Annotated in this window: 7 protein-coding genes; 5 read left to right on the forward strand and 2 right to left on the reverse strand. The window is 64.7% G+C overall.

Going from position 1 to position 12,671, the window contains the following annotated elements:
* Nucleotides 1-58 precede the first annotated feature (58 nt).
* Both ABDW49_RS21355 and ABDW49_RS21360 read left to right on the forward strand, forming a co-directional pair.
* Complete coding sequence (locus ABDW49_RS21355) at nt 59-3,091, forward strand: triple tyrosine motif-containing protein (protein WP_343615060.1); 3,033 nt, start codon at nt 59-61, stop codon at nt 3,089-3,091.
* Nucleotides 3,088-3,738: a response regulator transcription factor gene (locus tag ABDW49_RS21360; protein ID WP_343615061.1), complete on the forward strand. Its 651-nt coding sequence runs from the start codon at nt 3,088-3,090 to the stop codon at nt 3,736-3,738. The genes ABDW49_RS21355 and ABDW49_RS21360 overlap by 4 nt, the downstream gene beginning before the upstream one ends.
* 40 nt (nt 3,739-3,778) lie before the next feature.
* On the opposite strand, the gene ABDW49_RS21365 is transcribed toward ABDW49_RS21360, so the two are convergent.
* A complete protein-coding gene (locus ABDW49_RS21365; RefSeq protein WP_343615063.1) occupies nt 3,779-5,524 on the reverse strand; it encodes an adenylyl cyclase in 1,746 nt (581 codons plus the stop codon).
* 145 nt (nt 5,525-5,669) lie between these two features.
* On the opposite strand from ABDW49_RS21365, the gene ABDW49_RS21370 reads away from it, so the two are divergent.
* A complete protein-coding gene (locus tag ABDW49_RS21370; RefSeq protein ID WP_343615065.1) occupies nt 5,670-6,485 on the forward strand; it encodes a glycoside hydrolase family 16 protein in 816 nt (271 codons plus the stop codon).
* Nucleotides 6,482-7,156 (forward strand): DUF6445 family protein, encoded by a 675-nt coding sequence (locus ABDW49_RS21375; RefSeq protein ID WP_343615067.1) that lies wholly within the window; start codon nt 6,482-6,484, stop codon nt 7,154-7,156. Before ABDW49_RS21370 ends, ABDW49_RS21375 begins: the two co-directional genes overlap by 4 nt.
* Here ABDW49_RS21375 and ABDW49_RS21380 read toward each other — a convergent pair.
* Nucleotides 7,153-9,333 carry a beta-glucosidase gene (locus tag ABDW49_RS21380; RefSeq protein WP_343617345.1) on the reverse strand — a complete coding sequence of 727 codons (2,181 nt, stop codon included), beginning with the start codon at nt 9,331-9,333 and terminating at the stop codon, nt 7,153-7,155. The genes ABDW49_RS21375 and ABDW49_RS21380 overlap by 4 nt on opposite strands.
* A 344-nt stretch (nt 9,334-9,677) precedes the next feature.
* Between ABDW49_RS21380 and ABDW49_RS21385 the strand changes: the two genes are divergently transcribed.
* Nucleotides 9,678-12,662: a TonB-dependent receptor gene (locus tag ABDW49_RS21385; RefSeq protein WP_343615068.1), complete on the forward strand. Its 2,985-nt coding sequence runs from the start codon at nt 9,678-9,680 to the stop codon at nt 12,660-12,662.
* Nucleotides 12,663-12,671: the final 9 nt, after the last annotated feature.

Here is a 12,671-nt window from a genome sequence, read left to right on the forward strand (position 1 = left end):
GGCAATAATCGTGCCGGGACAGGAGGATGGCACCTCCTATGGGGGAAAGGCCAGTCGCATGATCCGGTCTTGCTTGACCAGAATGGGGGCGCTCACGCTGCTGGCGTGGTCGTTGCTTGCATGGTCATCGCTGGCGGGCACGGTCTGCCTTGCGCAATCCTCCTCCCCCGGTTTCGAGGCGTTTAAACACGTCCGCGCCGCCGCCGACGATGGCGCGCCCGATGGTCTGCTGCGCATCGCCCAGACATCCGATGGCTACATCTGGCTGGCGGGCGACGCGCTCTATCGCTTCGATGGCGCGACCTTCGAGCGGATCGACTGGCCGCAGGGATCGGGCCGGCGGCGCGCCTCGCCCTCGGCGCTAATGGTGAGCGACCGGGGCGAACTCTGGGTCGGTTTGCGGGACACGGGCGGCGTCGCGGTTTACCGTCAGGGCGCGCTTCATGACATGCACATGCCCGACCCGCCGCGCGGGCTGGCTGCTCTGGCACAGGCGCCTGATGGAACGATCTGGGCCTCGTCCATGAGCCTCGACAAGCGGTTGCAGCGCAAACGCGGCAACCGGTGGGAGCGGGTGGACGAGACGCTGGACCTGCCGCCCGGTTACATCATGGACCTGATCCCCGCGCGCGACGGCAGATTGTGGGTCGCGCTGAGCGCCGAGAATGGGGAAAGCGGCACGCTGGCCTTTCTGGACCCCAATGCGACGCGGTTTCAGACCGTGCCTGTGAAACTCTCGGGGCGGCCCAAGATCGCGCTCGATCACAGCGGCGCACTCTGGATTTCGGATGCCACTGGCACCCGCATGTTTCTTGATGCCAGTGGAAAGCGCAAACAGCCGGTGCTTGGCTTTCCGCCCGTGCCCGGTGTCACGCGGGCCGCCCTTGCGTTCGATCGCGGTGGGGGGATGTGGGGCACGACGGGGTCAGTGGGGATTTTCTATGTCGCCAATCCCGCCATGCCTGCTGCGCCGGTCAGCCGGTTCGGCGCGGCCAACGGCCTGACCTCCGACACGAGCTATATGCCGTTTGTCGACCGTGAGGGAAATGTCTGGATCACCACGGAAAGCGGCATCGACCAGTTCCGCCGGGCTGCGGCACAGCAGGACCCCGCAGTCCCCGCCGATCCCGAACATGGCGTCTCGATGGCCCGCGCGCATGACGGGAGCATCTATGTCGGCTCGCGTCGGACGGTGTTTCGCGTGCCTGCGAAGGGGCCTGCGGCTCCCGTTCTGAAGCTGGACACGGACGAAATTTCGATGTGCACCGCCCGTGCCGGGGGTGTCTGGATCATCGAGCCACGGGGCCAGCTCATCCTGCTGCAAGGCACGCATGTGCAGCGCTTTCCCGGCTATCCGGGCGGCGAGGCGAGGATCGCCTGCGCCGAGGATGCTTCTGGTCGCCTCTGGCTTGCGGTTGCCAGCGGGGCGCTGCTGTGGCGGGATGCATCAGGCTGGCATCGGGCGGGCGGTGCGCTCGCCAACCTCAAGATCTGGGATGTGATGAGGACGCCTGCCGGCGACCTTGGGCTCGTGACTCCGCCCGACATCGCCATTCTGCACGGGGGGCGGCTTGAGACAATCAGCCTGAAGCAGGCAGGGATCGGCACGCCCTGGGCCTTGATGGCCGGCCAGGGGCAGGACCTCTTCGTCAGCGGCAGTGCCGGTCTGGCCCGGATGCGCGGCCATCAACTGCGCCATCTCGACGAGCGGCGCTTCCCCTGGATCACCTGGGTCAGGACGATGCAGCAGACGGCGGACGGCAAGAGCTGGCTGTTCAGCCGGACCGGCGTCTACGAAGTCGCCACCGCCGATCTGGATCGTGCTTTCGACGATCCGCGCGCGCCGCTGCCCGTCACCAAATTCGACGCTCTGGATGGCTTGGCGAGCACGGTTCAGCAAGGCGGCTTCATGGGACAACAATCCGCCGTGGGGGCAGATGGCCGGCTCTGGTTCCTCAACCGGCAGGGCGCTGCCTTTTTCGACCCCGCCAAACTCCAGCCCAACAGAGTGCCGCCTCCGGTGACGATCCGCTCCCTGGAAAGCAGCGGGGGGACATGGCGCGATCCGCTCCATGTCGTGCTTCCCGGCGGCACCCGCACCGTCAACATCGCCTATGCCGGGCTCAGCTTCACCGTGCCTCAGCGTGTGCAGTTCCGCTACAGGCTGCAGGGCGTGGATGACGCCTGGGTCGATGCCGGGGCGCGGCGGACGGCGTCCTACACCAACCTTGGGCCGGGCCGATATCTTTTCCGCGTCATCGCGCGCAACAGCGATGGCGTGTGGAACAGCCAGGGCGCCACGCTGACCTTCGAGATCCAGCCCACCTTCGTGCAAAGCTGGCCGTTCAAGCTGATCTGCGCGGTGGTGGTGCTGGCGCTGATGTGGCTCGCTTACTCCTTGCGCCTGCGCACCGTGGCCGAGCGCATCCGCATGCGGATGGCCGAACGTGCCGAGGAACGCGAGAGGATCGCGCGCGAATTGCATGACACGCTGCTGCAGTCGGTCCAGTCGCTGACGCTCCGCTTTCAGCTCGCGGCTGACGATCTGCCGGAGGCGATGCCTGCGCGCGCCTCGCTCATCAACGCCATCGACATTGCCGACAAGGTCATCGCCGAAGGCCGTGACCGGGTCCGCGAATTGCGCAAGCAGCAGGAAGGCGACCTGCAGCAAATCATCTGCGACCTTGTCGCAAGGCTCGAATTCGGTTCGGAGGTGGCGATCACCATCTCCTCGGAGGGCGAGGCGCGGCGCCTCGACCCGGCGGCGCTTGACGAGATCACCAGGATTGCCGGTGAGGCGCTGTTCAACATTCACCGCCATGCCGACGCCACACAGGCGACCGTCGAACTGCATTACGAGACGAATCTGCGGATCTGCTTTGCGGACAATGGGCGCGGCATCGATGCCGAAATCGCCCGCGCCGGCGGCAAGGCCGGCCATTACGGCCTGCTTGGCATGAGCGAACGCGCGCGGCGTTTGCACGGTCGCCTTGTCGTCCGGCCCCGGTCCGGTCGCGGGACCGAAGTGGTGCTGACAGTCCCCGGAGCGATCGCCTACAAGCCGCGGAGACCACGACCATGGAGTTCATGATGCCGCCTCCCATCCATGTCCTGCCCATCCGTGTCCTGATCGTCGACGACCATCCGATGGTGCGCGACGGGATCGCCGCTCTGCTTGCTCGGCAGCCCGATATGGAGGCCATCGGCGAAGCCTCTGACGGCATCGAGGCCGTCGAGAAGTTTCGCGCCTTGTCGCCCGATCTGACGCTGATGGATGTGCAGATGCCGGGGATGGGCGGCGTCGAGGCCATTGCGGAAATCCGCCGCCTGTCGCCCGATGCCCGCATTCTGGTGCTGACCACCTATCCGGGCGATGCGAATGCCGCGCGCGCCATAAGGGCGGGCGCGGCCGGCTATCTTCTCAAGAATGCCATTCGCGGCGAACTGACGGACGCCATCCGTTCGGTCCATGCCGGCCGCCGCGCGATATCGGCGGACATCGCGCATGAAATTGCCACGCATGCGCTGAATGTGGCGCTGACCGAACGAGACATCGAGATTCTGCGCCTGATTGCCGAAGGCCATGCCAACAAGGAGATCGCATGGCGGTTGAACCTGTCGAACGATACGATCAAGGCCCAGCTTAAATCGATCTTCGAAAAGCTTGGTGTTCACGACCGTACCCATGCGGTTACGGTCGCGGCACGGCGCGGCTATATCAATCCTTTCCTGTCATGATCCATGATGAGAGAGAGTGCTTTCAGGCTGGCGCCCCTGGCTATGGCCGCTCGGGATAGTGGCGCAAGGTCTGCCGGATGCTGCCGGGGCCGGCGGCTGAACCCGCCCCGTTCACCGGATGGGCGATCGTCCCCTTGCCGCCGCCGAGCGAAATCGTCGTGACATGGCTGATGCGCACATCGGGCGCATCGGGCACTTCCACCGCGCTGGCCAGCACGATGGATGGATCGGCGGTGAAGTTGGCATAGACCCCCATGCCGATTGCCTCATGGTGGCGGACGTGATCGGCAACCTTGTAAGCCGCCCAGCCACGATCCGAATCCGCGCGCCATGCTTTCTGGCTGGGCGGGTCGTAGGGCAATTCGTTCTGGTAGAAGAAGGTCCGGCCATTCTCCCCGTTCCACAGCGTCTGCCAGCCCTGGAAATGCTCGACGAACAGGCCGTAGCAGGTCACATCATCGCCATTGACGACCAGCCCGTGCTCACCCCGGCTCTCGTTCCAGCCGATGTGCTCTCGGCCACTGCCATGGTCACCATGATCGGCGCGCCAGATCCAGAGATGGTCCGCGATGACGTGCCGGCTGTTGATCTCCAGACAGGTCCCGACATTGCCGACCGCCGCCCCGCCGACGCGGAAGAAAACATCGGCCAGCAGCGTGGGATTGTCCCGATGATCGCGGGCCGATCCTTTGGGGCCGACCTCCACAAGCACGCGCGAGAGCTGCGGCCCGGCATCGATCAGCAGACCCGCGACGGATACGCCCGGCACATCGGCGATGGTCATGGCGGCATTGCCCGCCTCGCTCAGCAGCGTCGCAAGCCCCAGTCCGAGCACCACCGTGTCGGGTCGGACCACGCGGATCGGCTCGCGCAGGCGGTACACGCCGGGCGTGAGGATCAGATGGCGGCCCTGGGCCAGCGCGCGGTTGATCGTCCCGATCGGGGTGGCTGGATCGGCGATCAGGCAGGTGTCGAGCGGCACACTGCGGCCCATGGGCTGCCCTTGCCACGATACCCCTGCCACATCCCGCCGAAGCGCCGGGATGAACACGGCCCATCCGCCCTCCGGGCCGATGTGGAGAAACGGTTTCTCGCGGATGACGGGCACACTGGCAAGCGTGGTGTAGGGCGGCTCGGGAAAGCTGGTTTGGGGTGCTCCGATGACCCCGCTGAACATCATGTTCCAGTTGGAGCCCTGCCAGCCGCCAATCTGCGCGTTGCGGGTGAACCACTGCTGCTGCGTGCCCGAGCGGACGGTGCCCTCCACATGGCAATCGGCCATGAAACCGCCGCTCGACCAGCCGCCATCGTCGAGGGCCAGATCGCCCGCGAGGTGCATGCGCCGGTAGGGGGCGGCCTGGGACACGGCCCAGCGGTCCACTCCATCCGGCGGGCGGACCGCCATATTCTCGACCGAACGCCAGAAATTGACCAGCGCCATGCCCTTGGCCCAATCGGCTTCGGCATGAACATGGCCGCTGACGGTCACATCGTCGGGCTTGAGGCCCAGTCCGGCGACCTGCGTGAAAAAGCCGACATTGATGTCCAGCCGATGCGCGCCCGGTTTGAGCAGCACGGCATAGCGGCGGTCGGTGAAATGGGCGCTTTCCTGCTGCGCGAACCAACTGTCGATGCGGCGCTGCGCGTCGGGCATGCCGGGGTCGACGATCAGCACATTGGGCCCCAGGTCCGGATCGCGCCTTGGCCTCCGGCTCTGTGCCGCGACCTTGCCCGCTCCGATCACGGCGATACCCGCCAGAACGCCTCGGCGTGTCGTTCCTTTCATCAACCCCTCGTCCTTTTATGCTCGGCATGTTGCCGTTATCGTTACGTAATCTATCCTCGGCGCAGTTGGCCATCCCTATCTGTCGTGCTAGCGCTGCGATGTTGGAACGCAGGCCGTCGCAGAGCGGCCAAAGGGATGAGGTGGCATGGTGACACTGATCGCAACCCTGCTGGCACAAGGGTTAAGTCTGGCCGCGACCAACTATGGGGCCGATGTGCCGATGCATGCGCCCGATACGCCGCCGGCCTGGGCGGATGAGTTTCGCGGCAAGATCGACCAGACCCGCTGGCGTTTCGACACCGGGCGCAACCGGCAGGGCTGGGCCAATCACGAGAAGCAATATTACGCCGCCGACCGCCGCGAGAATGCGCGGATCGAGCATGGTGCGCTGGTGATCGAGGCGCGGCGCGAGGCGCTGAGCGGGCAGGCCGATTGGGGCGGTCAGGCGTATAGCTCGGCCAAGCTCGTCAGCCGTGAGGCGCTGGGCTATGGTTTCTATGAGATCCGCGCGAAACTGCCTTGCGGGCGCGGCACATGGCCCGCGATCTGGCTGTTGCCCGAGGCGGGGAACTGGCCCGACATGGGCGAGATCGACGTGATGGAAATGGTCGGCTGGCAGCCGCTCGTGGTGCATGCGACGGTGCACAGCGGGGCCTTCAATCACAAGCAGGGCACGCAGCGCGGTGCCGAAATCCGCGTTGCCAGTGCCTGCACCGCTTACCACACCTATCAGCTCGACTGGCAGCCGCATGCGATCACCATCGGCGTGGACGGTCATGGCTATATGCGTGTCGCCGATGATCAGCCGGGGGGACATGCCGCCTGGCCATTTACCGTGCCCTATCGCCTGATCCTCAATCTGGCGGTCGGCGGCGATTGGGGTGGCGCCAAGGGGATCGATGATGGCGCGCTGCCGCAGCGCATGTCTGTCGATTATGTCCGCTATTGGCGCGCATCGTGAGCACGCCCGCAATCACGGTCCATCGCGTCGGGCGCGAGGCGCAGCCGGTTGTGGTGATCGACGGTTTCGCGCCTGATCCCGATGCGCTGCGCGATGTCGCAATCGGGGCGACTTTTGGTCCGGCCACGCAGCATTATCCGGGCATTCGCGCGGCGCTGCCGCCTTCCTATCTGCCATCGCAACTTGCGGTTCTGGCGGATATTCTGGGGCCCATGCTGGGCCGCTCCGGCGCGGTGGATGTGATCGACGCGAGCTTCTCGATGGTGACGACCCCGCCCGATCAACTGGAGGTCCGTCAGCGCTTTCCGCATTGCGATGCCTTTGGCGCGGACCGGATCGCGCTGGTGCATTATCTTGCGCCCATGGGCGACGGAACAGCGTTCTTCCGCCATCGCTCGACCGGCTTCGAGACGCTTGACGAGGAGCGTGCGCCGATCTTCTTCGGCCAGCTTGAGGCTGAAATCCGCTATGGCGGCCTGCCGCCCGCGCGCTATGTCACGGGCGACACGCCTCTGTTCGAGCGCATCTTCGAGGTCGAGGCGCGTTACAACCGCGCGCTCGTCTATCCCAGCTATCTGCTCCACAGCGGGGCCATCGCGCCCGACGCGGTGCTGTCGAGCGACCCGGCATTCGGTCGCCTGACAGTCACCGGGTTTCTCTCGGTCGGTTAGGGCTTCATCGTCGCCGCATCGACCGTCGTGGTCAGGATCACCGAGCGATCCTGCGCATCATGCGCCAGCGCGACGCGGTAGCGGCCACCCGCAACACGCCAGCCGGGCAAGGCCGTGTCATAGTCGGCAAGGATGCGCGGCTCGGCCACCAAGGTCACGCGCGTTGCCTCGCCGGGCTTGAGCGTGACGCGCCGGAATGCGGCGAGCCGCATCGGTGCCGACGATCCCTCACGCGCGACATAGACCTGCGGCACGTCGGAGCCCGCAACACGCCCGGTGTTGACCACATCGAAGCTGATGCTGAGCTTCGCGCCGCCGGTCACGACCGGGATGCGATAGGCAAAGCGCGTGTAGCTGAGCCCATGGCCGAAGGGGAAAAGCGGCGCGGCATGTGTCTTCTCATACCAGCGATAGCCGACATCGGCACCTTCGGTGTAATCGATGGGGAAGCTGGCCAGTTGATGGTCGCCGGCATGAGCGGGATCGGCGGCGGCCTGCGCCTCGACGGCGGTCAGTTGGTCAAACCCGACCGGCGCGGCGCGCGGGGCCTGGGCCGTGCTGGCGGGGAAGGTGATCGGCAGGCGGCCCGAGGGATTGACGCGGCCCGTCAGGATGTTGGCGATCGCCAGGCCGCCGCGCTGGCCCGGATACCATGCCTGCAGGATCGCGGGCACCGCTGCGCGCCATGGCATCAGCACCGGACCGCCGGTTTCCATCACCGCGATTGTTTTGGGTTGCGCGGCCGCGACCGCCGCGATCAGATCGTTCTGATGATCGGGCAGCGACAGGTCGGGGACGTCCTGTGCCTCGGTGGTCCACTGGGTTGCGAAGATGATCGCGACGTCAGCGGCCTTGGCGGCTGCCGCGGCGGCGGCAGAGTCGTGGCCATCGATCCAGGTCACCTGCGCCTGAGGCATCGCCGCGCGGATCGCGAGCAGCGGCGAGGACGCATGCCAGGTGACCCGCGCGAAGGATGAGGCGGCGCCATGGGTGAGCGGAATCTCCACCGGCGCGCCGCCAACCGAACGGACCTGGCTCGACCCGCCGCCCGACAGCACGCCGACATCGGCATGGCCGCCGATCAGCACGATGCGCTTGGCGGTGCGTGCCAGTGGGAGAAGATCGCCGTCATTCTTGAGCAGCACGATTCCCGCTTCGGCGGCCCGCTGCGCGACTTCGGCATGGGCGTCATAGGGGATCGGCTGGGCGGCGCTGGCGGGGGCGTCATAGGCGCCGGTTTCGATCAGCCCCGTCAGATAGCGCGTCACCATGTCATCGAGCCGCGCCATCGGCACGCGGCCCGCAGCGATGTCGGCCTTGAGCGCATCGGCAAAATAGATGGCCTGATCGAGTTCCTGCCCCGATTCCTGATCGAGCCCGGCATTCGCCGCCTTGGCTGAGGAATGCACCGCGCCCCAGTCGCTCATCACCCAGCCGCGATAGCCCCAGTCGCGCTTGAGCACATCGCTCAGCAGATGGGCATTCTCGCAGGCCCAGTCGCCATTGACCTTGTTGTAGGCGCACATCACCGAGCCGGGTTTGCCCGTCTCAATGGCGATTTCGAAGGCGAGCAGGTCGCTCATTCTGAGCGCGGCCTCGTCGATCCGCGCATCGGCGACGGTGCGACCGGTTTCCTGCGAATTGAGCGCGAAATGCTTGATGGTCGAGACGATGCGGTTCGATTGCACGCCCGCGATATGCGCGCCCGCCATCGTGCCGGAAAGCAGCGGGTCCTCGCCCAGATATTCGAAATTCCGCCCGTTCCACGGGTCGCGCGTCAGATTGACTCCGCCTGCGAGCAGCACCGAAAAGCGCTTGGCGCGTGCCTCGGCACCGATCATCGCGCCACCCGCCCGCGCGATTGCGGGATCGAAACTCGCCGCGGTGGCGAGGCTGGAGGGCAGGGCGGTTGCAACGTCACCCTTGCGCTGCTCGACCTGATTCGCGACGCCCAGCGAGGCATCGCTCTCGCGAATCAGGGGAACGCCCAGATGCGGGATGCCGTCGATATGGCCGGCGGAAGGGATCAGTTCGTTCTGCGTCTTGCCCTTGGCCATCGGCGGGAAAAGGCCGTGGATCAACTGGATTTTCTCGTCGAGCGTCATGCGGGCAACGATTGCGGCGGCGCGGCTGCGCGCATCCTGCGCCGGGGCCTGTCCGCTTGATGGATCGGCCATCGCCGTGGGCGCGGCGCCCGCGATACCGCAGATCAGCGTCGTCCCCAGAAGCCAGCCATGATGTGCCTTTGCCACGTCGAAATTCTCCCCGATTTTATGGATATGTCTTTGCCGTCAGAATATCGCACGGCTGCCCATGCCGCGCCTGATGGCGTGGGGACAGCCCATGCTGATAACGCTAACAACAACTTGTTTTCTCACCTTGCCATCTTGACAATTACTTTGTCCAGGAACAAGTGAACGTTCTCAAGCAGAGTGCGCAGGAGTAATGCGCCGCTAACAGGGGGATGATGATGAGGGGCTTTGGCACCAGTCTTGCCGCGCGCCTGGCGCTCGGTGGATCGATGCTCGCACTGGCGAGTTGTCCGATGATTGCCGCTGCACAGGATACGGGCGCCACGGCCCAGAACCAGCCAGCGACCACGCCGCCGGAGGCTGCGCCCGGTTATACCGCCGAAACGGGCGAAGCGATTGTCGTGACCGGCATCCGCGCCAGCCTTCGCAGTTCGCTCAGCCTCAAGCGCGATGCGCAGGGCATTGTCGATGCGATCTCGTCGGAAGAGATGGGCAAGTTCCCCGACACCAACCTGGCTGAATCGCTCCAGCGTATCACCGGCGTGTCGATCGACCGTTCGAATGGTGAGGGGCAATTTGTCACCGTTCGCGGTTTCGGTCCGGAATACAATCTCGTCACGCTCAATGGCCGCCAGATCGCGACCTCGATCATCGGTGACGGCAACAGCGCACCGGTCTCGCGCTCGTTCGACTTCGCCAATCTCGCCTCCGAAGGTGTGGCAGCCCTCGAAGTCTATAAGTCGGGGCGCGCCACCGTACCCTCGGGCGGCATCGGTTCGACGATCAACATCCGCACGCCGCGTCCCCTGGACAAGCCGGGCATGCATGGTTCGCTGCAGGCACGCGGCGTGGTCGACACGACGCAGAACGGCGGCAAGGACGTAACGCCGGAAGTGTCGGGCATTTTCTCCGACACCTTCGCGGAAGATCGCATCGGCGTGCTGATCCTCGGCTCGTTCCAGGAGCGCCATTTCAGCGCCAACCAGGCCAATGTCGGTTACCGCGACGGCTATCTCGGTTCGGAAAACAACTGGGGCTCGCTCGCGCAGCAGGGCGATCCGCGCTATGCCAACATCACCAACCGGCCCGGCCCGAACAGCGTCTATCAGGTGCCGCAGAATGCCAGCTATGACGTGGTCAACGGCAAGCGCCAGCGCATCAACGGCCAGGCGGTGCTGCAGTTCAAGCCGACCGATACGCTGACGGCGACCTTCGACTACACCTATTCGCGCAACACGGTCGACATTCGCGACAACAGCGTCGGCATCTGGTACAATCACAACGACACGTCGAGCGCATGGACCAATGGCCCGGTCGCTGGCCCCGTCTTCTACACCGAGCGGTTCCAGGCGAGCGAAGGCAAGGATCTGTCCTATTCGGCCTCGCAGACTTCGGCGCGCAGCGAGAACAAGGCGATCGGCGGCAACCTCACCTGGAAGGCGCCCGGCGGCGTCACCATGGTGCTCGACGTCAGCCATTCGACCGCTGAATCGAAGCCGAACAGCCCCTATGGCAACAGCAATTCGGTGGGCACGGCCATCTTCGGCATCCAGAGCCAGACGGTCAATTTCCAGAACAAGCTGCCGGGCATCTCCTACACCATGTATCCGGGGATCGATCCGCTGAACCCGGCGAACATCGTCCCGACGGGTAACGCTTTCCGCAACTCCTACTTCCGCGACGAGATCAACCAGTTCCAGGTGAAGGGGCATTACGACCACCATCGCGGCTTCCTCGACAGCCTCGACTGGGGTGTTCAATACACCGACAATGCGGTGCGTTCGGCCTACAGCGTGCTGCAGAACGACACATGGGGCGGCACCGGTGGCGACAGCCCGGCGCAACGTGCGGCCGCAGCCGCGCTGCTGCCGGACAATCTGTTCAATCTCGTCAGCATTCCCGACAAGTTCTCGGGTATCAGCGGCGCGAATGCGGCGAACATCGTCAAGTCGTTCTACTCGTTCGATCTGGGGAGCGTCGTCTCGCGGCTTGATCAGGCCTATAAGATCTGTGGCGGTAACGGTCAGTGCCTGATCCCTTACACCACCGATTCGCACATTCACGAAAAGACGATCTCGCCTTACTTCCAGTTCAGCGGGAAGTTTAACATTCTCTCGATCCCCGGCCATGTCATCGGTGGCGTGCGCTATGAAACGACCACCGTCGATGCCTCGGCGCTGGTGCCGACTCCCTCGGGCGCACGGCAGAATTCGCAGAATGAGTTCAACATCCTGTTCAACGGCAGCGGCTTCACCTCGTCGAAGGGCAGCTATCAGAACTGGCTGCCGTCGATCGACTTCGACATCGAACCGACGCGCAACATCAAGCTGCGTGCTTCCTACAGCCACACCATCACGCGCGCGGACTATGGCAGCCTGCAGGGCGGTCAGCGGCTCGATACGCTGTTCCGCATTGGTGGCGGCACGGGGTCTGTCGGTAATCCCAATCTGATCCCGTACAAGTCGAAGAACATCGATGTGTCGGCAGAGTGGTATTACAACAAGGAAAGCTACCTTTCGGTCGGCTATTTCCACAAGAGCGTGGCCAATTACATTGGCAATACGGTGGTCAATCAGACAATCCCCGGCGTCACATCGCCCACCACGACGTTCAATGGCGTCACGCAGAACGGCCCGCGTTATCAGGCCGCACTCAATGCTCTGGGCGCCAATGCGACCTATGGTCAGATCCGCGACTATATCGCCGCCAACTATCCCGGTGGCGTGGTCAATGGGACCATCGTCGCGCAGCCGAACGATCCGCTGGTGAATTTCGTGCTGCAGACGCCGTATAACAGCAACCAGACCGCCAATGTCGATGGCTTCGAATTCGCGATCCAGCACAACTTCTGGCACACCGGCTTCGGCACGATCCTCAACTACACGATCGTGAAGGGCAACCGGAACTATGACAACAGCCTGCCGGCCAGCGTGTCGCAATTCGCGATCACCGGTCTGTCGGACAGCGCCAACGCCGTGCTGTTCTACGACAAGAACGGGCTGCAGGCGCGTGCCGCCTACAACTGGCGCAAGGGCTATCTGTCGAGTTCGGGCGTCAACCCGTTCTACATCGACACCTACGGTCAGTTGGACGTCAGTGCCAGCTATGCGATCACCAAGAACATCTCGGTGTTCTTCGAGGGGATCAACGTCAACAGCGAGAATCGCAGCGGCCATGCCCGTGCGGACAGCAACGTCGGTTTTGTGACGAAGCAGGGTCCGCGTTACTCGGGCGGTGCGCGGATCACCTTCTGACCCCAGCGA

This window comes from Novosphingobium sp. (genome assembly GCF_039595395.1).
Lineage (GTDB): Bacteria > Pseudomonadota > Alphaproteobacteria > Sphingomonadales > Sphingomonadaceae > Novosphingobium.